This window comes from Parasphingomonas frigoris (assembly GCF_036663815.1).
Lineage (GTDB): Bacteria > Pseudomonadota > Alphaproteobacteria > Sphingomonadales > Sphingomonadaceae > Sphingomonas.
Map to the genome: position 1 here is coordinate 85328 of NZ_JAXOJQ010000005.1, position 24435 is coordinate 109762.

The 24435-nt window shown below is 67.7% G+C and carries 26 protein-coding genes; 15 read left to right on the forward strand and 11 right to left on the reverse strand.

The window, feature by feature from the left end; translation table 11 throughout:
* Positions 1–7: 7 nt before the first annotated feature.
* The 6 genes from flgG to flgB are packed head-to-tail and all read right to left on the reverse strand — an operon-like array spanning position 8 to position 4321.
* Positions 8–796 carry a flagellar basal-body rod protein FlgG gene (flgG, locus tag U1872_RS16250; protein ID WP_332793964.1) on the reverse strand — a complete coding sequence of 263 codons (789 nt, stop codon included), beginning with the start codon at positions 794–796 and terminating at the stop codon, positions 8–10.
* Positions 797–810: 14 nt separating this feature from the next.
* The gene (locus U1872_RS16255; protein ID WP_332793965.1) at positions 811–1554 is read right to left on the reverse strand and encodes a flagellar basal body rod protein FlgF; all 744 of its coding nucleotides are present in this window, start codon (positions 1552–1554) and stop codon (positions 811–813) included.
* Between the two features lie 23 nt (positions 1555–1577).
* Positions 1578–2825, reverse strand: a complete 1248-nt coding sequence (locus U1872_RS16260) for a flagellar hook protein FlgE (RefSeq protein ID WP_332793966.1) — start codon at positions 2823–2825, stop codon at positions 1578–1580.
* A 39-nt stretch (positions 2826–2864) separates the two neighbouring features.
* Positions 2865–3560: a flagellar hook assembly protein FlgD gene (locus tag U1872_RS16265; protein WP_332793967.1), complete on the reverse strand. Its 696-nt coding sequence runs from the start codon at positions 3558–3560 to the stop codon at positions 2865–2867.
* A 1-nt stretch (position 3561) separates the two neighbouring features.
* Positions 3562–3969 carry a flagellar basal body rod protein FlgC gene (gene flgC / locus U1872_RS16270; RefSeq protein WP_332793968.1) on the reverse strand — a complete coding sequence of 136 codons (408 nt, stop codon included), beginning with the start codon at positions 3967–3969 and terminating at the stop codon, positions 3562–3564.
* A 1-nt stretch (position 3970) separates the two neighbouring features.
* On the reverse strand, positions 3971–4321 hold the full coding sequence (gene flgB / locus U1872_RS16275; protein ID WP_332793969.1) for a flagellar basal body rod protein FlgB: 351 nt from the start codon (positions 4319–4321) through the stop codon (positions 3971–3973).
* A gap of 73 nt (positions 4322–4394) precedes the next feature.
* Here flgB and U1872_RS16280 point away from each other — a divergent pair, with 73 nt between their 5' ends.
* The 8 genes from U1872_RS16280 to U1872_RS16315 all read left to right on the forward strand — a co-directional run bounded on the left by U1872_RS16280 (position 4395) and on the right by U1872_RS16315 (position 11018).
* Positions 4395–5270, forward strand: a complete 876-nt coding sequence (locus U1872_RS16280) for a MotA/TolQ/ExbB proton channel family protein (protein WP_332793970.1) — start codon at positions 4395–4397, stop codon at positions 5268–5270.
* Complete coding sequence (locus U1872_RS16285; protein WP_332793971.1) at positions 5267–5881, forward strand: OmpA family protein; 615 nt, start codon at positions 5267–5269, stop codon at positions 5879–5881. Before U1872_RS16280 ends, U1872_RS16285 begins: the two co-directional genes overlap by 4 nt.
* Positions 5878–6426, forward strand: a complete 549-nt coding sequence (locus U1872_RS16290; RefSeq protein WP_332793972.1) for a flagella basal body P-ring formation protein FlgA — start codon at positions 5878–5880, stop codon at positions 6424–6426. The genes U1872_RS16285 and U1872_RS16290 overlap by 4 nt, the downstream gene beginning before the upstream one ends.
* A 93-nt stretch (positions 6427–6519) precedes the next feature.
* A complete protein-coding gene (locus U1872_RS16295; RefSeq protein WP_332793973.1) occupies positions 6520–6810 on the forward strand; it encodes a flagellar biosynthesis anti-sigma factor FlgM in 291 nt (96 codons plus the stop codon).
* On the forward strand, positions 6807–7157 hold the full coding sequence (locus U1872_RS16300; protein WP_332793974.1) for a flagellar protein FlgN: 351 nt from the start codon (positions 6807–6809) through the stop codon (positions 7155–7157). Before U1872_RS16295 ends, U1872_RS16300 begins: the two co-directional genes overlap by 4 nt.
* A 64-nt stretch (positions 7158–7221) precedes the next feature.
* Positions 7222–8121, forward strand: coding sequence for a lytic transglycosylase domain-containing protein (locus U1872_RS16305; RefSeq protein WP_332793975.1), 900 nt, complete (start codon positions 7222–7224; stop codon positions 8119–8121).
* A gap of 3 nt (positions 8122–8124) precedes the next feature.
* A complete protein-coding gene (gene flhA, locus U1872_RS16310; protein ID WP_332793976.1) occupies positions 8125–10248 on the forward strand; it encodes a flagellar biosynthesis protein FlhA in 2124 nt (707 codons plus the stop codon).
* Complete coding sequence (locus tag U1872_RS16315) at positions 10245–11018, forward strand: sigma-70 family RNA polymerase sigma factor (protein ID WP_332793977.1); 774 nt, start codon at positions 10245–10247, stop codon at positions 11016–11018. The genes flhA and U1872_RS16315 overlap by 4 nt, the downstream gene beginning before the upstream one ends.
* A 66-nt stretch (positions 11019–11084) precedes the next feature.
* Here the strand turns inward: U1872_RS16315 and U1872_RS16320 are convergent, their stop codons facing one another.
* Positions 11085–12407 carry a NupC/NupG family nucleoside CNT transporter gene (locus tag U1872_RS16320; protein WP_332793978.1) on the reverse strand — a complete coding sequence of 441 codons (1323 nt, stop codon included), beginning with the start codon at positions 12405–12407 and terminating at the stop codon, positions 11085–11087.
* 150 nt (positions 12408–12557) lie between these two features.
* On the opposite strand from U1872_RS16320, the gene U1872_RS16325 reads away from it, so the two are divergent.
* The 5 genes from U1872_RS16325 to U1872_RS16345 all read left to right on the forward strand — a co-directional run bounded on the left by U1872_RS16325 (position 12558) and on the right by U1872_RS16345 (position 16145).
* Positions 12558–13241 (forward strand): queuosine precursor transporter, encoded by a 684-nt coding sequence (locus U1872_RS16325; RefSeq protein ID WP_332793979.1) that lies wholly within the window; start codon positions 12558–12560, stop codon positions 13239–13241.
* Between the two features lie 108 nt (positions 13242–13349).
* Positions 13350–14249 (forward strand): acetylglutamate kinase, encoded by a 900-nt coding sequence (argB, locus tag U1872_RS16330; RefSeq protein WP_332793980.1) that lies wholly within the window; start codon positions 13350–13352, stop codon positions 14247–14249.
* A gap of 90 nt (positions 14250–14339) precedes the next feature.
* A complete protein-coding gene (locus U1872_RS16335; RefSeq protein WP_133191407.1) occupies positions 14340–14642 on the forward strand; it encodes a YggT family protein in 303 nt (100 codons plus the stop codon).
* 13 nt (positions 14643–14655) lie between these two features.
* Positions 14656–15528, forward strand: coding sequence for a bifunctional methylenetetrahydrofolate dehydrogenase/methenyltetrahydrofolate cyclohydrolase FolD (gene folD / locus U1872_RS16340; protein WP_332793981.1), 873 nt, complete (start codon positions 14656–14658; stop codon positions 15526–15528).
* A complete protein-coding gene (locus U1872_RS16345) occupies positions 15525–16145 on the forward strand; it encodes a MarC family protein (protein ID WP_332793982.1) in 621 nt (206 codons plus the stop codon). Before folD ends, U1872_RS16345 begins: the two co-directional genes overlap by 4 nt.
* Positions 16146–16185: 40 nt before the next feature.
* Here U1872_RS16345 and U1872_RS16350 read toward each other — a convergent pair whose 3' ends face one another.
* Positions 16186–17964, reverse strand: a complete 1779-nt coding sequence (locus tag U1872_RS16350) for an AcrB/AcrD/AcrF family protein (RefSeq protein WP_332793983.1) — start codon at positions 17962–17964, stop codon at positions 16186–16188.
* Positions 17965–18026: 62 nt separating this feature from the next.
* On the opposite strand from U1872_RS16350, the gene U1872_RS16355 reads away from it, so the two are divergent.
* Both U1872_RS16355 and U1872_RS16360 read left to right on the forward strand, forming a co-directional pair.
* Entirely contained in the window at positions 18027–18455 is a 429-nt protein-coding gene (locus U1872_RS16355; protein WP_332793984.1) for a GtrA family protein, read from the forward strand.
* A 16-nt stretch (positions 18456–18471) separates the two neighbouring features.
* Positions 18472–19200, forward strand: a complete 729-nt coding sequence (locus U1872_RS16360; RefSeq protein ID WP_332793985.1) for a class I SAM-dependent methyltransferase — start codon at positions 18472–18474, stop codon at positions 19198–19200.
* 10 nt (positions 19201–19210) lie between these two features.
* Here the strand turns inward: U1872_RS16360 and U1872_RS16365 are convergent, their stop codons facing one another.
* The 3 genes from U1872_RS16365 to U1872_RS16375 form a co-directional block, all read right to left on the reverse strand.
* The gene (locus U1872_RS16365; protein ID WP_332793986.1) at positions 19211–20290 is read right to left on the reverse strand and encodes a glycosyltransferase family 2 protein; all 1080 of its coding nucleotides are present in this window, start codon (positions 20288–20290) and stop codon (positions 19211–19213) included.
* 73 nt (positions 20291–20363) lie between these two features.
* Positions 20364–22178, reverse strand: coding sequence for a DUF885 domain-containing protein (locus tag U1872_RS16370; RefSeq protein WP_332794121.1), 1815 nt, complete (start codon positions 22176–22178; stop codon positions 20364–20366).
* Between the two features lie 56 nt (positions 22179–22234).
* On the reverse strand, positions 22235–24337 hold the full coding sequence (locus U1872_RS16375) for a RelA/SpoT family protein (protein WP_332793987.1): 2103 nt from the start codon (positions 24335–24337) through the stop codon (positions 22235–22237).
* Positions 24338–24435 lie beyond the last annotated feature (98 nt).

A 24435-nucleotide genomic window follows, 5' to 3' on the forward strand; every position in this document is an offset into this window, starting at 1 on the left:
TTAACCATCACAGATTCTGGTTAACATATTTCAGCATCTCGTCGGTCGCGGTGATCATTTTCGAATTCACCTCATAGGCGCGCTGCGTCTCGATCATGTCGACCAGCTCCTCGACGACGTTGACGTTCGACCCTTCGAGCTGACCCTGGCGGATGTTGCCGCGTCCGTCCTGCCCGGCGATGCCGAGATTGGCCGCGCCCGATGCCGAGGTCTCGGCGAGGTAGTTGTCGCCCTTCGACAGCAGGCCTGCCGCGTTGGGGAAGCTCGCGACCTGGATCTGGCCGAGCTCGCTCGACGCCGACTGGCCCGGCACGGTCGCCGAGACCGTGCCGTCGGTACCGACGGTGATCGCGGTCGCGCCCTCGGGGATCGTGATGCCCGGCTGCACCTGATAGCCCTCGCTCGTCACGAGCAGGCCTTCGGGGCTGCGCGAGAAATTGCCCGCGCGGGTGTAGCCGAGCGTACCGCCGGGCAGCTGCACCTGGAAATAGCCGTCGCCGTCGAGCGCCATGTCGAGGCTGTTGTTGGTCTGCTGGAACGAGCCCTGCGTATCGATCCGCGCGGTGCCCTGGATCTTGACGCCGGTGCCGAGGTTGAGCCCGGTCGCATATTTCGATTCGGACGAGCTCGGCGCGCCCGGCGCGGTCACGGTCTGGTAGGCGAGCGTCTCGAACGCGGCGCGGTCCTTCTTGTACGCCGTGGTGTTCACGTTCGCGAGGTTGTTCGAGATGACGCGCATGCGCATGTCCTGGGCATCGATCCCAGTCCGCGCGATCTGCATGGCTGCACTACCCATGGTCTATTCCTTCTTCAGCTTGGCAGCCGCATCAGCGATGCGCTGGATTCATCCATGTCCTTGGCCGACTTCATCAGATTGGCCTGGACCTCGTAGCTGCGCTGGTTCTCGATCATGTCGACCAGCGCCTGGGTCATGTTGACGTTCGAGCCTTCGAGCGCACCGCTCTCGATCTTCGCGTCGACGTCGGCGGGCAGCACGCCGCCGCCGCGCACGTAGAGCAGATTGTCGGTGCCCTTGACGGTGTCCGACCCCTTGGCGCTGGCGATCTTGAGCGTGTCGATCACCTGCGGGTTCTTGATGTCGCCGCCGATCGGGATGATCGACACTTCGCCGGTTTGCGAGATGCTGACGCTCTGCGCGGGAGGGATAGTGATCGGGCCCCCCGACCCGATCACCGGGAAGCCGTCGCCGGTCTGGAGCACGCCCGAGGGCGCGATCTCGAGGTCACCGCGGCGCGTATAGGCCTCGGTCCCGTCAGTCGCCTGGACGGTCAGCCAGCTGTCGCTCGCCACCGCCACGTCGAGTGGCCGCCCGGTCTGCTGGATCGTGCCGGCCTTGCGATCGGCGTCGACCACCTCGGCCGAGGCCGGGGTGCGCGTGTCGAAATCGGAGCCTTTGAGGGACAGCCGGTCGAACACCACGCGATCGGCGCGGAAGCCGATCGTCGAGGCGTTCGCCATATTGTTGGCGATCGCGGCCTGCGACGCGAGATGCGCCTTGAGCCCCGAGGCTGCGGTGTAGACCAGCTTGTCCATGCGTTACTCCAATCGCCTCCCGATCAGCCCTGGATCTGGATGATCGTCTGCGAGATCTGGCTGGCGGTATCGAGCGCCTTGGCGTTCGCCTGGAAGTTGCGCTGCGCCGCGATCAGATTGACCAGTTCCTCGGTGATATCGACGTTCGAGCCTTCCAGCGTGCCCGACAGGAGCGATCCGAAACCATTCTCGCTCGCCGCGCCGAGCGTCGCCTGGCCCGAAATGCCGCTGGCCGACCAATAGCTTTCGCCCAGCTGGCGCAGCCCGGTTGGGTTGGCGAAGTTGGCGAGGCCGATCTTGCCGAGCGAAACGGTGTCGCCGTTCGAATAGGAGGCCGAGACGATCCCCTGCGTGTTGACCGCAACACCGGCGAGCTCGCCGACCGACGCGCCATCGGACTTGCGCGTGTTGACCGCGAATGCGCTCGCCGCCTGGGTCGAGCCGGCCAGACTGAGGCTCAGCGTCTGCGTCACGCCGCCGGTGGTGGGGGTGAAAGCGTCGTAGGCGATCGGCGCGGCGGGGGCGCTGATCCTGCCGCTCGCATCGAACGTGACTGGCGTGCCCGCGGTCGAACCGCCGACCGAGAGCTCCTTGTCGCCAACGAAGCTGTGGACGGTCCACGCATTGTCGGCGGTCTTGACGTAATAATTGGTCAGCGTGCTGGCCTTGCCCGCCGAATCGTAGATCGTCGTGGTGGTCGAGCTGTTGTAGGTCGATGCATTGGTCGCGCTGAACGCCGTGGCGGACACCGTGGCGGCGGAATAGAGATTGACCCCGAGCGCGACCGCGCTGGTCGGTGAGGGCTTTCCACTGGTCTCGGGCAAGACCAGCGCGACGAGACCGTCGGCGCCGGTCGCGGTGGCATTGCCCTTGGCGTCGACCGGAAAGCCCATCAGCGCCGAGCCCTGCGCGTCGACGATCGTGTGCGTCGCGGGATCGATCTGGAACGCACCGTTGCGCGTGTAGACGGTCGATGGATTGATTCCCGCGGTCTTGACCGTGAAGAAGCCGTCGCCGCTCACCGTGAGATCGAGCGCCGAGCCGGTCGTCTTGAGATTGCCCTCGCCAAAATTCTGCTGGTTGCCTTTCACCACGACGCCAGAGCCGACGCTCTTGGTCGGATCGGCGGTGATGCTCGAGGCAATCACGTCGGCGAAGTTGGTGCGGCTCTTCTTGAAGCCGTCGGTCGCTACGTTGGCGAGGTTGTGCGAGACGGTGGAGAGTTCGGTCTGCGCGGCCTGCAGGCCGCTGAGCGAGGTGTAGAAGGACATGCGCGGGGCTCCTTGAAATCCGGAAGAATCGAGAAAGGGTCAGCCGACCTGGCGGACGGCGGTCAGCGCGACCTGGCCGACGCCGGGGACGGTGAGCGACGGGCTGCCGGTGGCGGGGACCGAGACCGCGGCGACCGGTGCCCAGACGAGGTTGCGGCTCGCGACCGTCCCGCCGCTGCCGGTCGCATTGACCGAGACGGTGAACGGGCCGGTACCGGCATCGGCGCCGCTCGCGGTCTTGCCGTCCCAGTCGTAGCTGATCGCGCCGGCCTTCTGCGCGCCGAGATCGAGCGTCTTCAGCGTCTGACCGTTGGCGTCCTTGATCGCGACCTGGACCGCGGTCGCGTCGGCATCGATTTCGGCGGCGCCGGCGATCCCGCCGCCGGTACGGCCATAGGCGGTGTTGCCCGCGGTCAGGATGGTCTTGCCGACATAGGAGAGCGCATCGGCCGTGCTGGTGCCGCTGAGCTTGCTCTGGATTTCCTTCAGCGTGGTGCCCATGTCGGCGATGCCCGAGGTGCTGGTGATCTGCGCGAGCTGCGCGACCATCTGGCTGTTGTCGGTCGGCGAGAAGGGATCCTGGTTCTGCAGCTGCGCGGTGAGCAGCTTGAGGAAGTCCGAGGTGCCGAGCGAGGTCGACTTCGAGCTCGCCGCCGCCTTTGCCGCAGTCGAGGCCGCCGAGGCGGTCGAACCGATGCCGAGACTGGAGAGTGTGGTATCGAAGGTGCTGGCCATGTTAGCGTCCCATCTTGAGGGTATCGAGAATCAGCGATTTCGCGGTCTGCATGACCTCGACATTGTTCTGGTAGGTGCGCGAGGTCTCCATCATGTCGACCAGCTCGCGCGTCTCATCGACCGCCGATTCCCAGACGTTGCCGTCCTTGTCGGCAAGCGGATGCGACGGATCGTAATGTTTCGACGGCGTCTCGCCGGCGGTGACGATGCTCTCGACGTTGACCGTCGCGAGCCCGCTCGCCTTGTCATATTGCGTGCGGAACACCGGCTTGATCGTGCGGTAGGCAGCGTCGGCGCTGGTTGCGACCGAACCGGCATTGGCGAGGTTCGACGCGGTGGTGTTCATCCGCACCAGCTGCGCCGACATCGCGCGTCCGGCGACCTGGAAGATCGTGAGGGGATCGGCCATCTTATTCGCCTCTGAGTGCGCGGGTGATCTGGCTGATCCGCCCGTTGAGGAAGGAGAGCGTCGTCTGATAGGCGACCGCATTCTCGGCAAAGGCGGTCTGCTCGGTCGCCAGCTCTACGGTGTTGCCGTCGAGCGAGGGCTGTGAGGGCACGCGATATTGCAGCGCGCCCGAGATGCTCGCGTTGCCGCCGCCGGCACTTTCGACCGCGGCGAGCGCGGTGTGGAAATCGACGTCCTGCGCCTTGAACCCGGGGGTCGAGGCGTTGGCGATGTTCGAGGCGAGCACGCCCATGCGCTGCGACCGCACTTCGAGCGCGGCACCATGAACTCCGAACAGACTGTCGTTGGGCATCGCCCGTCTCCAGCGCAGGATTGCGCGACGGGGTATCAGCAAAGGGCGTGCCAACTGCGCTGTGGGGCGCGAAATGATGCGCGATTGGGCGGAAGCGGCAAGCCCTTGCCGGGGGCGGCAACAGGATTGCCGGTCGGCACGTCGCGTCGCCCCGGCGCAGGCCGGGGCCGCTGCGATGTGGGCGAGCCAGCGCGGGGCGTTGGTGAGCGTCGCGCGCGGCAATGTGGCGGCCCCGGCCTTCGCCGGGGCGACGCGGCGTGAAACTGGCCCGCGCCTTGCAGTGCGTCCGGCGATGACAGCGCTCCTCGCCCCCTTCCTCGATCCCCTCGCCTTCGCCATCGTCGCGGGCGGGACGCTCGCCGCGATGATCCTGCGGACGCCGACGCGCGATCTGGTGCACGGCCTCGCTGCGCTCGGCACGCTCGCCGCCCCGCGCATGAGTGCCGATCCGCTGATCGAGCAGATCGCCGCCTTCGGCCGGATCGCCAAGCGCAACGGCGTGATGGCGCTCGACCGGTCGGTGATCGCCGACCGCGATGTCGCCGCCGCGGTCGCCGCGATCGTCGATGGCGCGCTGCCCGAGGATGTCGCCGAACTGTTGCGCCAGCGCCGCCGTGCGCGGACCGAGCGCGCTGTCGCCGCCGCCGAGTTGTGGTCCGGCGCTGCCGATACCGCGCCGGCGATGGGCATGGTCGGCACGCTGATCGGCCTGGTCGGCATGTTCGTGAAGATGCAGGATCCGAGCGCGATCGGCGCGGCAATGGCGGTCGCCTTGCTCGCCACGCTCTATGGCGCACTGCTCGCCAATCTGTTGCTCGCGCCGATCGCCGCGCGGCTGCGTCGCCACGCGCGAGACGAAGCGGTCGAGCGGCTGCGGCTCGACGCGCCGCTGATCGCGCTGGCCGCGCGCGAGCGGCCGCGCGGCTCCCCCTTGCGCGAGGTCGCATGAGCGCCGCGATTGCCTTGCCGGGGGACGACGATCTCCCCGAGATCGCGCTGGGTCGCCCGATCTGGTTGATCACGCTCGCCGATCTCGCGCTGTTGCTGGTTGGCTTCTTCGTGTTCGTCCAGGCCAGTCAGCATCTCGACGGCCAGGCGCTCGCCAAGGGCCTGCGCGAGGGCTTCGGCGTGCGCGGCACGGCGCCGACGATCGCCCAGCCGATCGCGGCGAAGGACCCGATGGCGGTCTCGCTCGGTGCGCTCGGCGGCTTCGCGGCGGGGTCGGCGGTGCCGCCGCAGGCGACCGCCGCGATTGTCGCCTGGGCGCGCGACGCGACGCGCGACCCGCGCGTGACGCTCCGCATCACCGGCGCGGTCGACGGGTCGGCGCGCGACGTCGATCCGGTCACCGGCAGTGGTGCGATGCTCGCCGCCGATCGCGCGCGCGCGGTCGCAACGGTGCTGCTGGTCGCGCATGCCGTCCCCGCCGATCGCCTGACCCTAGTTTCCGCCGCGCGGCCGTCCGGTCGCTCGGTTACCCTATCGACCGGCTTTGCCGGGGGCGGCACCATCCTGCCGCCCGGCAACCCGCCTTTGCCGCTGCCAAGGACCCCGTCATGATCCCACGTCTTTCCCCATTGCTGCTGCTCGTCCTCGCGACCCCACTCGCTGCGACCGCGCCGCGCGCCTTCCAGGATACCGTCGCGCTCGATCGCGCGGTCGCCGCCTTTGCCGGCAAGGGCATTGGCGACGAGGGCGGCGCGCGCACGCCGATCGACAGCCGGCTCAAGCTCGCCGCCTGTCCGATGGTGTCGATGGCGTGGCGCTCCGACGCGCATGACGCGGTGGTCGTGACCTGCACCGGCCCCGAATGGCGGATGTTCGTGCCGATGAAATTGCCGGTCGTGGCGCCCAAGTCGGCCGCGCCGCTGGTGATCACGGCGTCCGAAGGCGCGGTGGCGCGCCCGGTCTATGTCATCAAGCGCGGCGATCCGGTGACGATCAGCGCCGGCTCGACGGGCTTCTCGATCACGCGCGACGGTGTCGCGGTGGGCGACGCCGTCGCCGGCGGACGCTTCCTGGTCAAGGTCGACGCTGCCAAGGCACCGATCCAGGCGGTCGCGATCGCCAGTGGCCGCGCGACGCTGCCCGGCTGGGTCGAATGAGCGGCGCGCGGCAACTGCGCTAAAATACTTTCTTAAGGTCCGTCGCGCCCGGTCGTTTCTCTCTATGTCGGCAAAGACCGGGAAGGTGCAGGCATGGTAGACGCGATCGGACCCAAGGCAGTTACTCCGCACGATCGGCTGGTCGTGCCGGTTGCCGCAGCGTCGGCGCCGCCGGCGCCCACGTCGAGCGCGATGTCCGACACCGTCGCCAAGCAGCGCGAATTGTCGGCGATCGCGTTCGATTTCGGCAAGCCCAGCCCGGTCGACGACAAGCGCGTCGAAGAAGTCCGCCGCGCGGTGCGCAACGGCACCTACCCGATCACACCGGAAACGATTGCCGACCGCATGCTCGCCCTGAAGCTGTACTGGAGCCCGCACAAATGATCCCCGTAACGCGGCGCGACGCCCTGATCGGCGTGATCGAATCGCTTCACGCCGAAATCGCCGCGCTCAAGGCCAACGACGTTGTCGGGCTCGAGCGCGCCACCGCCGACAAGCTTGCCGGGATCGAGGCGATTGCAGGGTTCGGCGCGGCGCCGGCCGGCGACGAATTGCGCGCGCTTGCCGACGAGGCGCATCGCTTGAACGAGACGTGCCGGATCTACGTCAACCTGATGGCGGCAAATGTTCGCCGCCGCCTGCAAACCTTGACCGGCTCTGCCGGTGTCGCGGTCGGTTCGCCCCCGGGCACGGTGTATCGCCCCGGCATGGGGATCGCTGCTTACGCCTGATTAAGCATATTGGCACGGCCCTTGCTGAGATCCCTGGAAATCCGGGTGAACCAGTCGAGGACCGATGCCTTTCAATCCACTTTCCATTCTGAACGGGGTTGTCGATGCCACCGGTGCGGGCGGCGTCGTCCGCAGCGCCATCGCCAATGCCAGTCAGAAGACGGGCATCGACTTCAACTTCCTGCTCGGCCAGGCCAAGCTCGAGAGCGGGCTCAACGCCACCGCCAAGGCGGGCACGTCGAGCGCGAGCGGGCTCTATCAGTTTGTCGACCAGAGCTGGCTCCGCGTGGTCAAGGCGCATGGCGCCGAGCACGGCCTCGGCTGGGCCGCCAACGCGATCTCGACCACCAGCAGCGGTCGCGCGGTGGTGTCCGATCCGGCGATAAAGCGCGCGATCCTCGCGCTGCGCAACGATCCGTCGGCGGCATCGCTGATGGCGGCCGAGCATGCCAGCGACAATAAGGATGCGCTCGAAAGCGCGACCGGCCGCACCGCGACCGGAACCGATCTCTACATGGCGCATTTCCTCGGGCTCGGCGGTGCGCGCTCGTTCCTCACCGCGATGCAGTCCAATCCCGACCGCAGCGGTGCCGCGATGTTCCCGGCCGCGGCGCACGCCAATCGCGGCGTGTTCTACAATAGCGACGGGAGCGCCAAGTCGCTGTCGGCGATCTACAGCCGCTTCGCCAGCAAGCTCGACCAGAGCGCAGCCGGCGCGAGCGCGCCGGCGACCTCGGGCCTCGCGGCGACGCGGCTCGGCCAATGGGGTGCCGACGTCATTCCCGGCAATGCAGAGGCATCGACCTCTGACGCCGCGGTGTGGGCGCAATCGACGCTCGAACGGCTCGGCGGCGCGACCGGCAATAGCGCGACGCAACTCGCGTCGGCCTCGTCGAGCCTGATGCGGCCGACGCCGGCCAATGCGCGCCTCGCGTACATGTTGCTCGCGCAGATGGGCGCATAAGGCATGGCGGTTGCTCTAACATCCGGCGCGGCCAAGTCGGGCGGCCTGCTGCCGCTGCTGCGCTCGGCAGCGCTTCCGGTCGCGATCCTGTTGCTCGTCGTGCTGATGGTCGTGCCGATCCCGGCGGCGATGCTCGACGTGTTCTTCATCATGAACATCACGATCAGCCTCGCCGTGTTGATGGTGTCGCTGAACGCGCAGAAGCCGCTCGATTTCTCGGCCTTCCCGACCGTGCTGCTGTTCGCCACGCTGTTCCGCCTCAGCCTCAACGTCGCCTCGACGCGCGTCGTGCTGGTGCACGGCCATGAAGGCGAGAGCGCCGCGGGCCATGTGATCGAGGCGTTCGGCACCTTCCTGATTGGCGGCGACTATGTCGTCGGCCTGTTCGTCTTCGCGATCCTCGTGATCATCAACATGATCGTCGTTACCAAGGGCGCCGGGCGCGTGTCCGAAGTGTCGGCACGCTTCACGCTCGACGCGCTGCCCGGCAAGCAGATGGCGATCGACGCCGATTTGAACGCGGGCCTCATCACCCCCGACGAAGCCAAGCTGCGCCGTGTCGAAGTCGCGACCGAAGCCGATTTCTACGGCTCGATGGACGGTTCGTCGAAGTTCGTGAAGGGCGACGCGGTCGCCGGCCTGCTGATCCTCGCCGCCAATATCGTCGGCGGGTTGATCCTGGGGCCGGTCAGCCACGGCATGACGATTGCGGCCGCGGCGCATAATTACGTGCTGCTCGCGATCGGCGATGCGCTCGTCGCGCAGATCCCGTCGCTGATGCTGTCGATCGCCGCCGCCGCGATCGTCACCCGCGTCCAGTCGACGATGGATCTCGCCGGTCAGATCGGCAGCCAGTTCGGCTCGGCGCGGACCTGGACCCCGGTCGCGATCATCCTTGGCCTGCTCGGCGTGATGCCGGGGATGCCGCACCTCATCATCCTGCCCGCCGCGGGTCTCGCCGGCTTTGCTGCGTGGAAGATGCGCCAGGCCTCGCGCCGCCCCGCGCCGGTCGAGATCGTACCGGCCGAGCCCGTCGATTATTCGAAGATCGGCTGGGACGAAGTCGCCGACACGATGCAGGTCAATCTCGACATTGGCTATGGTCTCGTCCCGCTGGTCGACGAGCGCCGCGGTGCGCCGCTGATGGGGCGGATCACCGGCGTGCGGCGCCAGCTGTCGAAGGAAATGGGCTTCGTCATCCCGCAGGTCCGCGTGCGCGACGACATCAATCTGGCGCCGTTCGCCTATCGCATCATCGTCGGCGGCGTCGTCGTCGGCGAGGACAGCGTCTCGCCCGACGAGATGCTCGCGCTCGATACGGGGCAAGCGGTCGGCGGGCTGATGGGCAAGCGCGCCAAGGACCCGACGTTCGGGCTCGACGCGGTGTGGATCGCACCCGGCGACGCCGATGCGGCAACGGGCGCGGGCTATCTCGTGGTCGATCCCGGCACGGTGATGGCGACGCATCTCAACCACCAGCTCGGCGTGCATGCGTCCGAACTGCTCGGCCCCGACGAAGTCCAGGCGCTGCTCGACGGGCTCAAGGAGCGCGCGGCAAACCTCGTCGCGTCGCTCTCGCCCAACCCGTTGCCGCTCACCACGCTCACCCAGGTGCTGCGCGGGCTGCTGGCGGAGAATGTCCCGCTCAAGGAATTCCGTCGCATTGCCGCGGCGATCGCGGTCGCCGCGCAGCGCACGCTCGATGCCGACGAGATCATCGAGACGATCCGCCCCGCGCTCGGCGGGCTGATCATCGGTAAACTGTGCGGCGTGCGCGAGCCGCTGCGCGTGATGACGCTCGAAGGCGGGCTCGAGGGCCTGCTCGGTCAAGCGATGCGCAGCGATCCGTCGAAGCGCCACACGATCGAGCCCGATCTCGGCCGCCGGATCGTCGACGCGCTGCAGAATGCCGCGCAACCGCTGATCAACGAAGCCAAGCCGTTCGCGCTCGTCGTCCAGCCCGCGATCCGCGTCGCGATCCGCAAGCTGGTCAGGACCTGCCTGCCCGACATCCCGGTGATGAGCTTCTTCGAAGTGCCCGAGGACAAGGCGGTCGAAGTCGTCGCCGTGATCGGTGCCCCCAACCCGGCGCAAGTCGGCTTTGCCCCCGGAGCGCTCGCAGCATGACCGCCCAGCCCAACCCCGCCCAGCCCAACCCCGCGCCGTTTGCCGGTGCGCTCGCTGCGGTGGCCCCGCCGCTCGTCTACGGCCGCACCGCCGCGCCCGACCTCGCCGTCCTCGCGCGCAAGCATCTGCCGCTGGTCCGGCGGATCGCCTGGCATGTTCACGGCGGGATGTCGTCGGCGGTCGACGTCGAGGATCTTGTCCAGATCGGTATGGTCGCGTTGGTCGAGGCGGCGGGCGCGTTCGAAGATCGTGGCCAGGTTCCGTTCGAGCAATATCTCGCCACGCGCGTGCGCGGATCGATGATCGATGCGCTGCGGCGCAGCGCCACGCTAACGCGCGGCGCGATGCAAAGGAAACGCCGCTATGCCGAGACCGTCGCGATGCTGACCAGTGAATTGGGGCATGCCCCCGACGCGGCACAGGTCGCCGACCGGCTCGGCGTAACCCCGGAAAAGCTCCGGCTCGAATATGCCAATGCCCAGCCGCTGCGAATGGAGTCGATCGACGAGGTCTATTCGGACGAGGGGCCGTGGTTCGCGAGCGAGGATCCCGACGCTTTCGCGCTGCTCTCCGCCGGCGAGGAGCGCGATACGCTGATCGCCGCGATCGCCGCGCTGCCCGAGCGCGAGGCGCTGGTGATCCAGCTATATTATGTCGAGGAGTTCAACCTCGAGGAGATTGGCGCGGTGATCGGCGTCGGCGCGGCGCGGGTGTGCCAGATCAAGGCGTCGGCGCATGCCCGGCTGAAGAAGGCAATGCTGCGGCGCTAGGGCAGAGGGCGTTCGCCAGCCCGAAGGCAAGGAAGACGTGCCGGCGAACTTTGCGTCAGCCGGGCATCAGCCGATCAGCAACCCGGCGAGCGCCGCCGACATCAGATTGGCAAGGCTCCCCGCCGCCAACGCCTTGAGACCGAGCCGCGCGATCATCGGGCGCTGGTTGGGCGCCAGGCTCCCGGTCACCGCCATCTGGATCGCGATCGACGAGAAATTGGCGAAACCGCACAGCGCAAAGGTCACCACCGCGATGGTGTGCTCGCTCAGGCCCTTCTGCGTGCCCAGGCTGATGTAGGCGACGAATTCGTTGAGCACGATCTTCTGCCCGAACAGTCCGCCGGCGATCTGCGCTTCGCCCCACGGCACGTTGAGCAGCACCATGATCGGCGCGAAGATCGTGCCGAGCAGCCCCTGGAAGCTGAGCGCCGGATAGCCGAACCAGCCGCCGATCCCGCCGAGAATGCCGTTCGCGAGCGCGACCAGAGCGACGAAGGCGAGCACCATCGCGCCGACCGCGACGGCGAGCTTGACCCCGGTCTGTGCACCTTGCGCGGCCGCCATGATGAGGTTCGCGGGCTTTTCCTCGTCATGGCTGGCATGCGGCATCGGCTCGCCGGGAACGCCCTCGGGCAGCAGCGCGGCGGGCCCCTGGCCGCTGATCCGCGCCTCGGAGAGCTGGATATTCTCCTCGGGATGATCGCCGAGCGGCAGCTCGCCCTGGCGTACCGGCTCGTCGGGCATCATGATCTTGGCCATCAGGATTCCCGCGGGTGCTGCCATGAAGCTCGCCGCGAGCAGATATTCGATGCGAATTCCCATCGAGGCATAGGCCGCGAGGATCGTGCCGGCGACGCCCGCCATCCCGCTGGTCATCACCGTGAACAGCTGTGCCGGCGTCAGCCCGGCGAGATACGGCCGGATGACGAGCGGCGATTCGCTCTGTCCGACGAAGATGTTGGCCGCGGCACACAGCGCCTCGACCTTCGACACGCCGATCACCGCCTCGATCGCGCCGCCGAGCCAGCGAACGACGAACTGCATGATGCCGAGATAATAGAGAATCGACACCAGGCTGGCGAAGAAGATGATCACCGGAAGCGCCGCGATCGCAAAGCTGTTGCCGCCGATCTCGGGGCGGGCGAGCGGGCCGAACAGGAAATCTACGCCGTTATGCGCATAGCCGAGCAGGTTAGACACGCCGCCCGACAGGAATTGCAACGCGGCAACGCCTGCGGGCACCTTGAGCACGAGTACCGCGATCGCGACCTGCAGCGCGAATGCGGCGCCGACGACGCGCAGCCGGATCGCGCGCCGGTTGCTCGACAAAGCGAAGGCGATCAGCAGGATGACCGCGATGCCGGCGACGCCGATGAGAAGTCGATTCATGTGGGTCGGTACTCGCGTTGAAAATCGGCACGCGGCCCCCCGCGCAAGCGGGCCACCATACAGCGCCGTGCGCGGGGGGCTAGTGCGGGTTTGACCGGCGGGGTGACGTGCCGGTTTGACCGGCGGGCGAAACCGGCTAGCGTCGGCGCGATGAACACAGCTGCTTCTCCCGCGGTCGGCGGTATCCCGCGCTCGCTCTTCGCTTTCTCGATCTTCTACGGCGGGATGGTCTGCATCGCGGGCGTGCTCGGTAACAAACAGGTCTCGCTCGGGCCGATCTCGGCGATCGGGCCGGTCTTCGGCTTGGGGCCGCTCGCGGTCGAGGCGGGGATCTTCGCCTTCCTGCTGCTCGTGGTGACGTCGAGCGCCGTGGCCGAGCTGCACGGCGGCGCGGTCGCCAACCGGCTGGTGCGGATCGGCTTCGTGCCGCTGCTGATGTCGATCCTGCTGTCGTGGATCGTCTGGATCCTGCCGCCGTCGCCCGCGATGCTGCCCGCCAATCGCGACGCGATCCAGCTCGTGCTCGGGTCTACCTGGCGGATCTGGGCGGGCGGGATCATCGCCTATGGCCTGTCGCAGACGCTGAACGTCACGATCTTCGCGGCGCTGAAAGGGCGCGAGGGCAGCAGCCTGCTGTGGCTGCGCGCGGCGATCGCCAGCATGCTGAGCCAGGTGCTCGATACGCTGCTGTTCGTGACGATCGCCTTCTACGGCGAATTCCCGATCGGCCAGCTGCTCGCCGGGCAGATGCTGATCAAGGTCGTGCTGTCGGCAATCCTCGTCCCGCCGGCGATCTATCTCGCGGTTGCGATCGGGCGGCGGCTCGATCGGTAAGCACAAAGATTGCAGAACGACCGCGGGGAGGGCATGGCGCGCAACGACTGCCCGACAGGCCCTCCCCCGACCCCTCCGCCAAGCGGGAGGGGAGCAGAAGGTTCCCGCATGACCGATCATTCCCCCGCGCCCGAACTGCTCGCCAAGGCTGAAACGCTGGTCGAGGCGCTGCCCTACATGCAGCGCTACGCCGGCAAGACCTTCGTCGTGAAATATGGCGGGCACGCGATGGGCGACCCCGAGCTCGCGCGCGATTTCGCCGAGGACGTCGTCTTGATGAAGGCGGTCGGGATCAATCCGGTCGTCGTCCATGGCGGCGGCCCGCAGATCGGCGCGATGCTCAAGCGCTTGGGCGTCGAATCGCGCTTCGTCGATGGCTTGCGCGTCACCGACGCCGAGACCGCGCAGATCGCCGAAATGGTGTTGGCGGGATCGATCAATAAGGAAATCGTCGGCTGGATCGGCCAAGCCGGGGGCCGCGCGGTCGGGATTTCGGGCAAGGATGCCGGCTTCGTCACTGCCGCCAAGGTCGGCCGCGACACGCCCGACAAATTGCAGGGGATCGAGCGCCACGTCGACCTTGGTTTCGTCGGCGAGCCGATCGGAGTCGACCGGCGGATCATCGACACGCTGTCGCAGGCCGGGATCATCCCGGTGATCGCGCCGATCGCGATCGGCGCCGACGGCCACACCTACAATATCAACGCCGATACGATGGCGGGTTCGATCGCGGCGGCGCTCGGCGCGGAACGCCTGTTCATGCTGACCGACGTGGTCGGCGTGCTCGACAAGCAGGGCGAGCTCGTCACCGATCTCGATCCGGCCGGCGTCGCCGCGCTGCGCGCCGACGGCACGATCAGCGGCGGGATGATCCCCAAGCTCGAAACCTGCGTCCACGCGGTCGAGGGCGGAGTCGACGCCGCGGTCATTCTCGACGGCCGGGTGCCGCACGCGATGCTGCTCGAAATCTTCACGCGGCGCGGTGCCGGAACGCTGGTGCGGCGCTAAGCCGCACGCTTTGCGCGCCGGAGCGCGCTAGGGGTGTTCGCATCCGCTCTCTGGCGCTAGAACCGTAACGACCTTATTCGGAGACCAGCGTTGATCACGATTATCCAGATCCTGCAGGTATTGATCGATGCGGTCACGCTGATCGTTATCGTGCAGGTGATCCTGTCGTTGCTCGTGTCGTTCAATGTCATCAACACCTATAACGAAGTCGTCCGCTCGATTTACACCGGCCTCAACCGCGGCACCGAGCCGCTGTATCGCCCGTTCCGGCGGATCCTTCCCGATTTCGGATCGATCGACCTCGCCCCGTTCGCGGTGCTGCTGACGCTGCGCATCCTCAGCATCATCCTCAACAATCTTGCTGCCCATATCCTGAGCGGCACGCCGCTCTGACGCGAGGACCGCTATGACTGCCGCCATCATCGACGGGAAGGCGTTCGCCTTATCCTTGCGCGGCCGCGTTGCCGAGCGGGTCGCCGCGTTCGTCGCCAAAGCCGGACGCGCGCCGGGGCTGGCGGTGGTGCTCGTCGGCGATGATCCCGCCTCGGCGGTCTATGTCCGCAACAAGGGGCGCGCGACGCGCGAGGCCGGGATGGCGGGCGTCGAGCATCGCCTTCCGGCCGACGTCCCGCAGCAGGCGCTGCTCGATCTCGTCGACGCGCTCAACGGCGACCCGGCGATCGACGGCATCTTGGTCCAGCTGCCGCTGCCGTCGCATATCGACGAGCAGGCGGTGACGACGCGGATCGACCCCGACAAGGATGTCGACGGCTTCCACCCGGTCAATGCCGGCAGGCTCGCGGTCGGGCTGTCGGGCTTCGTGCCGTGCACGCCGATGGGGTGCCTGATGCTGCTCAAGGACCAGCTCGGCGATCTCTCTGGGCTAGACGCGGTCGTGATCGGCCGGTCGAACATCGTCGGCAAGCCGATGGCGCAATTGCTGATCGCCGAAAGCTGCACCGTCACCGTCGCGCATTCGCGCACGCGCGATCTGTCGAGCGTGGTCAAGCGCGCCGACATCGTCGTCGCCGCGGTCGGCCGGCCGCATCTGGTCAAGGGCGACTGGCTCAAGCCTGGCGCGACGGTGATCGACGTCGGCATCAACCGCACGCCCGAGGGTCTGGTCGGCGACGTCGATTATGCCGGCGCGCTGAGCGTCGCCGGTGCGGTGACGCCGGTGCCCGGCGGCGTCGGCCCGATGACGATCGCAGTGCTGCTGCGCAATACTTTGATTTCCGCCGAGCGGCGCGAAAACGTCGTCGGCGAGGGCGCGCTTTGATCGAACTCTATATTTCGTCGCTGATCACCTTCTTCGTGGTGATCGATCCGCCCGGTTGCGCGCCGATCTATGCCGGGCTGTCGTCGGGCGCCTCGCCCGCCAATCGCCGTGCGATGGCGATCCGCGCGGTGCTGGTCGCGGCCGCGATCCTGTTCGCCTTTGCCGCGTTCGGCGAAGTGCTGCTCAAGTCACTGGGCATCAGCCTCGATTCGTTCCGCATCGCCGGCGGGATCATGCTGTTCCTGATCGCGCTCGAGATGGTGTTCGAAAAGCGCACCGAACGCCGCGAGGACCGCGCCGCCAAGGTTGCTGCGACGCCCGAGGTCGAGGACGTCTCGATCTTCCCGATGGCGATGCCGATGATCGCCGGGCCAGGTTCGATCGCTTCGGTGATGCTGCTGATGAGCCGCAATCACGGGATCGAGCCGATCGCCGTCGTGCTCGCCGCGCTTGCCACGATCCTGGCGCTGACGCTCGCCGCCTTGCTTGCCGCCGGGCCGATCATGCGCGTGCTCGGCGCCAAGATCGAAGCGGTGATCACGCGACTGCTCGGCGTGCTGCTCGCGGCGCTTGCGGTGCAGTTCGTGATCGACGGGATCAAAGCCAGCCTTGGCTGATACCTGAAAGCCCCTCCCCCTCAGGGGGGAGGCGTAATTGTCAGTCCTTGATCCGCCACAGTCGCAGCGGCGACTTGGCCGGCATCGGCAATTCCTCCAGCCAGTCGAACGTCTTGCGGTGTGCCAGCTGGTCGTAGAAGCCGCCCGGCGCACGCACGCGGTAGATCGTCGATTCGGCCATGTTGGGGCAGACCAGCAGCATCGTCGCACCGTGCCGCCTGGCGATCGCGCGAAAATTGTCCGGGCTGCCCGAGAAGGCGTGTTGCACGTCGAGGATCGCGGCGCCGTTGCGGTGATACGGCCCCGCCACCGCGTCATGGTGCGTGATCGTGATGATCCGCGGCCCCAGGTCGACGAAGCTGAAGATCGTCTGCGCCGGATAGCGGTCGAGCGGGCGCAGCGACGTCATCGTGGGGCAGATGCCGCTGGCCCGGTCGACGATCTGGACACGCTTGCTCGGCCGGTCGATCGGCAGGAAGCGCACCGCCAGCCCGGCGAACAGCCCCGAGCCGATCAGCAGGATCGCGGCGAAGGTGCCGAGCACGCGCACCAGCACAGAGCCGTTGGCCTGCAGCCTCGGAATCAACAGCCAGCCGAGCGCCACCGCGCCCGGCACCGACAGCATCTGCGCGGCCGGGCCGGCCCGCGCCTGCCACAGCAGCAGCAGCGCGGCGCCGGTGACGAACAGCAAGACCGTCGCCCACGCCCCGCCGAGCGCCGTGCCGCGCGCTCGCCAGGTCGCGAGCGCGGCGCCGAGCACGCCGACCACCGGCATGATCGCGACCGGGAAGGCGACGCGGAACGGATGGCTGTAGATCGGCTTGGCCTCGCGGATCATGTTGAGCCAGTTCTTCTGCAGCTCGGGCGAGGCCTGTTCGGGCCGGCCGAGGCATTGCGGGAAGACGAGCGCGAAGCCGATGACGATGATCGCGCCGGCTACGATGGCGAGGCCGAGCCGCACCCAGCGATTGGCCGGGTTCGCCCAGCCGAGCGCGAACAGCAACGCGCCCGCCATCACCATCACGCTGAGCCACACCGGGGTCAGCGCGTCACAGCGCAGCACCGCATCGGCATAGGATGCGAACAGCGCGTAGCCGAGCCCGCTGCCCGCGCCGAGGCACAGCGCGTAGATGGCGAGCCGTGGCGCCTCGCTGCGGTCCCAGATCCAGCGCAGCGTCAGGATCGAGCCGGCCAGCGCGGCGTAGGGCAGCATCTCGAGCCCGATCGTCAGCGAGACGGCGCTCGCCACGCCGACGATCGCGCCGCCGCGCGCGCCCTTGGGGTCGGACAGGCCGGCGACCGCGAGGCTCAGCATCGCGAGCTGCCAGCCATGATGGTCGATCCGCTCGGGCATATACATCAGCATCGTCGCCGTGCAGCATAGCAGCAACACGATGCCGAGCGGCCAGGCATAGACGCTGACCAGCCGTCGGACGGTCGCGCCGAGGCCGAGCATGGCAATGCTCAAGGGGAGCAAGGGGGCGATGCCGCAGGCGAGCATCTCGGCCTCGCGCGGGCCGACGAACGGGCGCAGCAGCACGATCAGCCCGGCGATCGGAAGGTCGACCAGCCGGCTCCAATGCATGTCGAAGCCGAGCGGCGGATTGAGCCGATACTGGCGCAGATCGTACCAGCCTTGCCCGCCGAGCCAGGCGCGGACCTGCATCAGCCGCATATTGTCGTCGGTGTCGCCGAGCTGGAGGTAGTGGATCCCGGTCCAGCGCTGCGCGACATAATAGATCGCGATGCCGACCCAGGCGATCAGGCTGAGGCGGACCCAATCCCGATCGAGCGTCCGCGCCACTGTTCCGTCAACCATGTAAAACGCTTTCCTCGGGTCTCTTCGCCCTCTAGTGGCGCTATCGTAAAGGGCAAGCCAACGTGACAGCGATCCAGCGACAGATTGATAGCCTGCGGGACAATGCGCTGCTCGGGCAGCTCGTGCGCTTCGGGATTTCGGGCGCGGTGTCGACCTTGATCTACTCGGCCGTCTATCTGCCGTTGACGCTGTATGTGTTCGAGCGGCGGCATGCCGTCTACGCGGTTCCGTTCGCCTTCGTCATCGCGGTCACGGCCGGCTTCTTCCTGCACAGCCGCTGGAGCTTCAAGGGGCACGGTTCGCGTGAACCCGGCGGCTTGCGCCACGTCAAGTTCGTCGCTGTCCAGGCAACCGGAATGGCGCTCAACGCCGTCGTCACCTGGGTCGGCACCGCCAAGCTCGGCTATCCCGGATGGGTGCCGCTGCTGCCGGCGGTGGCGCTCGCGACGATCGTGACCTTCTATCTCAACCGCCGACTGGTTTTCGCGTAATGAAGAGCACTCACTGATGGACCGCATCGTCTACGATCGCATGGCAGCGCATGATTCCACGCATTGGTGGTATCGCGCGCGCCGCGACATCCTCGCCGATTATCTCGTGCGCGAGGGTAATCTGCCGGCGGACGCGCGGATTCTCGAGATCGGTTGCGGCACGGGCCACAATCTGCCGATGCTGGCGCGCTTCGGGCGGGTCGAGGCGATCGAGATCGATCCCGCCGCCCGCGCGATCGCGAGCGCACGGCTCGGCGCCCCGGTCAGTGCCGCGCCGCTCCCCGAGCTCCCCGGGATCGAGCGCGGCACCTATGATCTGATCGCGGTGCTCGACGTGCTCGAACATATCGAGGACGATGTCGCGGCGTTGAAGGCGATGGGCGAGTGTCTCAAGCCCGGCGGCAAGATCCTGATCGCGGTGCCGGCTCATCAATGGATGTGGAGCGCGCACGACGTCGTCAACCACCATCACCGCCGCTATTCGAAGCCGACGCTTGGCGCCGCGATCGCCCAGGCCGGGCTCAAGCATAACGGGCTGCGCTGGTTCAACTCGTTGCTCTTCCCGCTCGCCGCCGCGTCGCGCATCGTCGGGCGGCTGCGCGGCAAGGACGATAGCGACGATTCACCGCCGCCGGCCGTGCTCAACACGCTGTTCGAGCGGGTCTTCCGGCTCGAGCGCCACCTCGTCGGCCGCGTACCGCTGTCGCCGGGGGTTTCGATCGTGACGCTGGTGTCGAGGAAATAGCGCGGCGCGGCTAACCGTCGGTGCGGGCTGGGTCGGTCGAAGCACTGCGGGCGGTAAGCCCGCTCGGATGTGGCGCGGCGAGCCCGGCGGCAAGCTCGGGGCGAACGGATCGCGGCTCGACCTCGGCACGGTAGCCGAGCGTGGCGCGGCCCTGCACTGGCCCGACCACGTCGGCGACGAGATAGAGCGGCCGGCGCTTCGATTCGACATAGAGCCGGCCGAGATATTCGCCGATCATCCCGAGCACGAACATCTGGAACGCGCCGAGCAACACGACCACCAGCATCGTCGAGGTCCAGCCCGCCACCGCGCTGCCGCTGAAGAAGCCGATCGCGATGTAGAGGAACAGCAGCAGCGACGCCCCGGTCAGCGCGAGCCCGAGATGGCTGGCGAAGCGCAACGGCGCGGTCGAGAACCCCGTCACCGCATCGAGCGCGAGGCGGATCATCTTGCCGAGCGGATAATTGGTCTCGCCGGCATGGCGCTCGGCGCGATCGTACGGGAAAGGGATCTGCTTGAAGCCGACCCAGGCGACCATCCCCCGGATAAAACGCGCCTGCTCGGGCATCGCCAGGAAGGCGTCGAGCGCGCGCCGGCTCATCAGGCGGAAATCGCCGGTGTCGAGCGGGATCGCCGTGTCGGTGACGCGGTCGAGAAGCCGGTAGAAGACCGCCGCGGTCAGTTTCTTGAACGCCGTCTCGCCCTCGCGGCTGCGGCGCACCGCATAGACGACGTCGGCTTGGCTCGTCGCCATCGCGGCGCGCATCTCGCTCAGCAGCTCGGGCGGGTCCTGCAGGTCGGCATCGATGATCAGGATCTGCTCGCCCGAGCACAGGTCGAGCCCGGCCGTCAGCGCGAGCTGGTGGCCGTGGTTGCGCGACAGGTTGATCACCACCAGCCGCGGGTCGGCGGCGGCGAGGCGCTGCATCACCGGCCAGCTGTCGTCGCGCGATCCGTCGTTGATGAAGAGAATCTCGTAATCCTCGCCCACCGCGGCGCGCGCCGCAGCCGAGACGCGCGCATGCAGCAGATCGAGGCATTTCGCCTCGTTGTAGCAGGGGATGACGACAGAGAGAGCTGGGGAGGTCATGCTACAGGTTTAGCGCGGCTTTGCGCACGCGTCATCGGGCAATCCACCGGACTGCCCGGACGCGACGCCCCGCTCAGGCCTGCGCCCGCGCGCGCTCCTCGGTCAGCCGCTCGAGGATCACCAGCGGCACCGCGCCGTTGCGCAGCACCTCGTGGAACTGCTTGAGGTCGAAGCGGGCGCCGAGGATCGCCTTGGCCTTGGCGCGCGCGCGCACCCAGCTGACATGGCCGATCTTGTAGCTGCACGCCTGTCCCGGCATGGTGCAGTAGCGGTTGACCTCGCTCGTCGCGCGCGCCGGCGGGAAGCCGGTGACGTCGACCATATAGGCGATCGCCTTCTCGCGGCTCCAGCGCTTGGCGTGCATGCCCGTATCGACGACGAGCCGGCAGGCGCGGAACAGCAGCGACTGGTAGAAACCGATCTTGCCGAGCGGATCGGTCTCAAACACGCCGCTCTCGTCGGCGAGCTGCTCGGCATAGAGCGCCCAGCCTTCGGTATAGGCGTTGAAGAAGCTCGTCTTGCGGATCAGCGGCCCTTCCGCGCCCTGCGCGATGCTGATCTGGAGGTGGTGGCCCGGCACGCCCTCGTGATGCGTCAGCGTCGGCAGGCCGTATTTCGGCCAGTCGGTGATGTGCTTCAGGTTGATCCAGTAGATGGCCGGGCGCGAGCCATCGAGCGCGGCACGGTAATAATAGCCGTTCGACGCGCCGTCCTGGATCTCGACCGGCACCGCGCGGATCTCGAGCGGGGCGTCGGGCGGGTTGATGAACAGCGCGGGCAGTCGCGCCTGCATCGTGCGGACCTGGCCGTTAAGGCTGGCGAGCAAGGCGGAGCGGCCCTCGGCCGAATCGGGGAAGAGCTGCGCCGGGGTGGTGTTGAGCGTGTCGAGCCGTGCGCTGACGCTGCCCGTCGTCAGGCCTTGCGCCTTGAGCAGGCTGTCGAGCGTCGCGCTGATCTCGGCGACCTGGTCGAGCCCCATCTGGTGGACCTGGTCGGGGGTGAAATCGGTCGTCGTCGCGCTGGCGAGCGCGGCGGCATAGAGCGCGGCGCCGTCGGGCAGCGCCCACAGGCCGACGTCGCTGCGCGCGGTCTTGCGCAGCCGCGTGACCAACGCGATCTGCCGGTCGAGCGCGGGATAGACCGAGTCGGTGACGATCCTGGTCGCGCGCGTGCCGTAGTCGCCGCTGAGCCCGGCCGCCTTCGCCCGGCGGACGAGCGAGGTGACGAGGCCGCTCTCGGCCGGCGCCGGCTTGCGCAACGCCGCCATCTGGCCGAGCGCGAGATCGAGCGCGAAGGCGGGCGCGAGCCGGCCGCGCTTGGCGCCCTCTTCCTGCACCGCATTCTCGGCATCGAGCACGCGCGCGAAATCGGCGAGCCGGTCGAGATAGGCCTCGGCATCGGCGGCGGTGGCGACGACGTGGCGCGAATTGAGGAAGTCGGGAACGCTGAAATAGGCGCCCTGCTGCTGCGTGATCGGATAGGGCCGCTGCGGCGATCCGACACCGAAGCGCGCAGGGCCGACCTCGCGCTGGCGCAGCGAGTAGAGCACGACTTCACGGTCGAGCTTGCTCGCCGGCGACAGCGTGGCGGGGTCGATCGCGTTCAGCGCGGCGATCGCGCGGCGCGTGCGGGCGAGGCCGCGCGTGCGGTTGGCGATCGAGGGATCGTCGAGCTTGCGCTTGAGCGCTGCGTTGGCGCCCTTGTCGAGCCCGAGTTGCGTCGCGCTTTCGGGGCTGTCCTGCAGGCCTTCGTTGAAGATGCGATCGAACAGAGCCGCCAGCGCGGCGTCGCCCGCGCCAACCGCGGCCGCTGCCCGCGCAGCGGCGGCGGGAAGCAGGGCGAGCGCACCGAATACGCTGGTTGAATACAGAAAATCACGCCGGTCCATCATCGTCCCTCTGCTTGCAGGCGGCCAGCCTAACGGCTCGCTCCCCGTGCGCAAGGTCAGACTCGGACCACCGCATTGACCGCGTCGGCGGCGCGCAACGCCCCGATGACGTGCATCAGATGCTGCACGTCATGCACTTCGACGTCGATCGTGTTGGTGTGGAAACCCGTGTCGCGATTGTCGAGCCGCAGGTTGACGATGTTCGCCTTCTGCGCGCCGATGATCGTCGCGATCGTGCCCAAGGCACCGGGCTCGTTCTTGACCTCGACCGAGATCCGTCCGGTCGCCCCTTCGGTCTTGTCGCCCCACGACAGGTCGACCCAGTCGGCATCGTCGGCGGCGGCGAGCACGGGGCAGTCGATCGTGTGGACCTCGATCCCCGCATCGGGGCGGCGCAGCCCGACGATCCGGTCGCCGGGTACCGGGTGGCAGCATTCGGCGAGATCGAACGCGACGCCCGCAGTCAGCCCGCGGATCGAGATCGCGCTCGATTGCGGCGGCAGGTCGCGCATCGCATCGGCCCCCGCCGAACCCGGCATCAGCGCTTCCATCACCGCGGCATCGGGAATGCGGCGCCGCGCGATCGCCTCGAGCAGCGCCGGCTCGTCAGAGACCTTGAGTCGCTGCATCGCGGTCGCCTGCGCATTGCCGGCGAGCGGGGCGGGAAGGCGCGAGACGAGCTCGTCGTACATCTTGCGGCCGAGTGCCTGCGTCTCGACTCGCTCCTTGTGGCGCAAATGCCGCCGGATCGCCGCGCGCGCCTTGCCGGTGATCGCGAAATTGAGCCAGCCGGGCTGCGGCTCCTGCGCCTTGGAGCGCAGGATCTGCACTTGGTCGCCATTGTCGATCACGGTGCGCAGCGGGACGACGCGGCCGTTGATCTTGGCGCCGACCGCCTGATCGCCCAGATCGGTGTGGACCGCATAGGCAAAGTCGATCGGCGAGGCGCCCTTGGGCAACTGGTGGAGCTCGCCCTTAGGGGTGAAGGCGAAGATGCGATCCTGATACATCGCCATCTTGGTATGCTCGAGCAGCTCCTCGGGACTCTCGGCATTGTCGAGGATCTCGACCAGGTCGCGGATCCAGCTGACCTGCGTGTCTGGTCGGACCCGCCCGTTCATCGGGTCCTGCTTGTAGGCCCAGTGCGCAGCCAGACCCAGCTCGGCTTCCTCGTGCATGTCGCCGGTGCGGATCTGGATTTCGACGCGCGTATTGTCGGCGTGGATCACCGTCGTGTGGAGCGAGCGATAGCCGTTGCGCTTGGGGGTCGAGATATAATCTTTGAACCGCCCCGGCACCATCGGCCAGCGGCGGTGGATCACGCCGAGCGCGGTGTAGCACGCCTCCTCGTCGGGCACGATCACGCGGAACGCCATGATGTCGGAGAGCTGCTCGAAGCTGATGTGCCGCTCGGCCATCTTCTTCCAGATCGAATAGGGATGCTTCTCGCGTCCCGACACTTCGCCTACAATCCCGTGGCGGCTGAGCAGCAGCTTCAATCCCGAGCCGATCTTGGCGATCCGGTCGCCGCCGCCCTCTTTCAGCTGGGCGAGCCGCTTGGTGATCGATTCATACGCTTCGGGCTCAAGCTGCGCGAAGGCGAGCGTCTGCATCTCCTTCATGAACTCGTACATCCCGATCCGCTCGGCGAGCGGGGCGTAGATGTCCATCGTCTCGCGCGCGATGCGTTTGCGCTTGTCGGGATTCTTGATGAAATGCAGCGTGCGCATGTTGTGCAGCCGGTCGGCGAGCTTGACCAGCAGCACGCGGATGTCGTCCGACATGGCGAGCAGGAACTTGCGCAGATTCTCCGCGGCGCGCTCGTTCTCGGTCTGCGCCTCGATCTTCGACAGCTTGGTGACACCGTCGACCAGCCGCGCGACGCTCGGCCCGAACAGCCGGGCGATCTCCTCGGGCGTCGCGACGGTGTCCTCGATCGTGTCGTGGAGAATGGCCGTCGCGATCGTTTCGTCGTCGAGATGGAGGTCGGTCAGGATGCCCGCGACTTCGATTGGGTGGCTGAAATAGGGGTCGCCATTGGCGCGTTTCTGCGACCCATGGGCCTGCATCGAGAAGACGTAGGCGCGGTTGAGCAGCGCCTCGTTGGCGGTCGGATCGTAGTCGAGGACGCGATCGACGAGTTCATATTGACGCAACATCTCAGGACAAGATGGCGTCGCCGGCTGTTGCTTTGCAACATGTTTGCGCAGGCGGCAGCAAAAAGCCCGTTCCGCGCGGCGGCGGAACGGGCGGGATC

What these genes read in the sequence shown, in the direction of transcription:
- flgG (WP_332793964.1), bottom strand. Translation starts at nt 796, where the DNA reads ATGGGTAGTGCAGCCATGCAGATCGCGCGGACTGGGATCGATGCCCAG.
- U1872_RS16255 (WP_332793965.1), bottom strand. Translation starts at nt 1,554, where the DNA reads ATGGACAAGCTGGTCTACACCGCAGCCTCGGGGCTCAAGGCGCATCTC.
- U1872_RS16260 (WP_332793966.1), bottom strand. Translation starts at nt 2,825, where the DNA reads ATGTCCTTCTACACCTCGCTCAGCGGCCTGCAGGCCGCGCAGACCGAA.
- U1872_RS16265 (WP_332793967.1), bottom strand. Translation starts at nt 3,560, where the DNA reads ATGGCCAGCACCTTCGATACCACACTCTCCAGTCTCGGCATCGGTTCG.
- flgC (WP_332793968.1), bottom strand. Translation starts at nt 3,969, where the DNA reads ATGGCCGATCCCCTCACGATCTTCCAGGTCGCCGGACGCGCGATGTCG.
- flgB (WP_332793969.1), bottom strand. Translation starts at nt 4,321, where the DNA reads ATGCCCAACGACAGTCTGTTCGGAGTTCATGGTGCCGCGCTCGAAGTG.
- U1872_RS16280 (WP_332793970.1), top strand. Translation starts at nt 4,395, where the DNA reads ATGATGCGCGATTGGGCGGAAGCGGCAAGCCCTTGCCGGGGGCGGCAA.
- U1872_RS16285 (WP_332793971.1), top strand. Translation starts at nt 5,267, where the DNA reads ATGAGCGCCGCGATTGCCTTGCCGGGGGACGACGATCTCCCCGAGATC.
- U1872_RS16290 (WP_332793972.1), top strand. Translation starts at nt 5,878, where the DNA reads ATGATCCCACGTCTTTCCCCATTGCTGCTGCTCGTCCTCGCGACCCCA.
- U1872_RS16295 (WP_332793973.1), top strand. Translation starts at nt 6,520, where the DNA reads ATGGTAGACGCGATCGGACCCAAGGCAGTTACTCCGCACGATCGGCTG.
- U1872_RS16300 (WP_332793974.1), top strand. Translation starts at nt 6,807, where the DNA reads ATGATCCCCGTAACGCGGCGCGACGCCCTGATCGGCGTGATCGAATCG.
- U1872_RS16305 (WP_332793975.1), top strand. Translation starts at nt 7,222, where the DNA reads ATGCCTTTCAATCCACTTTCCATTCTGAACGGGGTTGTCGATGCCACC.
- flhA (WP_332793976.1), top strand. Translation starts at nt 8,125, where the DNA reads ATGGCGGTTGCTCTAACATCCGGCGCGGCCAAGTCGGGCGGCCTGCTG.
- U1872_RS16315 (WP_332793977.1), top strand. Translation starts at nt 10,245, where the DNA reads ATGACCGCCCAGCCCAACCCCGCCCAGCCCAACCCCGCGCCGTTTGCC.
- U1872_RS16320 (WP_332793978.1), bottom strand. Translation starts at nt 12,407, where the DNA reads ATGAATCGACTTCTCATCGGCGTCGCCGGCATCGCGGTCATCCTGCTG.
- U1872_RS16325 (WP_332793979.1), top strand. Translation starts at nt 12,558, where the DNA reads ATGAACACAGCTGCTTCTCCCGCGGTCGGCGGTATCCCGCGCTCGCTC.
- argB (WP_332793980.1), top strand. Translation starts at nt 13,350, where the DNA reads ATGACCGATCATTCCCCCGCGCCCGAACTGCTCGCCAAGGCTGAAACG.
- folD (WP_332793981.1), top strand. Translation starts at nt 14,656, where the DNA reads ATGACTGCCGCCATCATCGACGGGAAGGCGTTCGCCTTATCCTTGCGC.
- U1872_RS16350 (WP_332793983.1), bottom strand. Translation starts at nt 17,964, where the DNA reads ATGGTTGACGGAACAGTGGCGCGGACGCTCGATCGGGATTGGGTCCGC.
- U1872_RS16360 (WP_332793985.1), top strand. Translation starts at nt 18,472, where the DNA reads ATGGACCGCATCGTCTACGATCGCATGGCAGCGCATGATTCCACGCAT.
- U1872_RS16365 (WP_332793986.1), bottom strand. Translation starts at nt 20,290, where the DNA reads ATGACCTCCCCAGCTCTCTCTGTCGTCATCCCCTGCTACAACGAGGCG.
- U1872_RS16370 (WP_332794121.1), bottom strand. Translation starts at nt 22,178, where the DNA reads ATGGACCGGCGTGATTTTCTGTATTCAACCAGCGTATTCGGTGCGCTC.
- U1872_RS16375 (WP_332793987.1), bottom strand. Translation starts at nt 24,337, where the DNA reads ATGTTGCGTCAATATGAACTCGTCGATCGCGTCCTCGACTACGATCCG.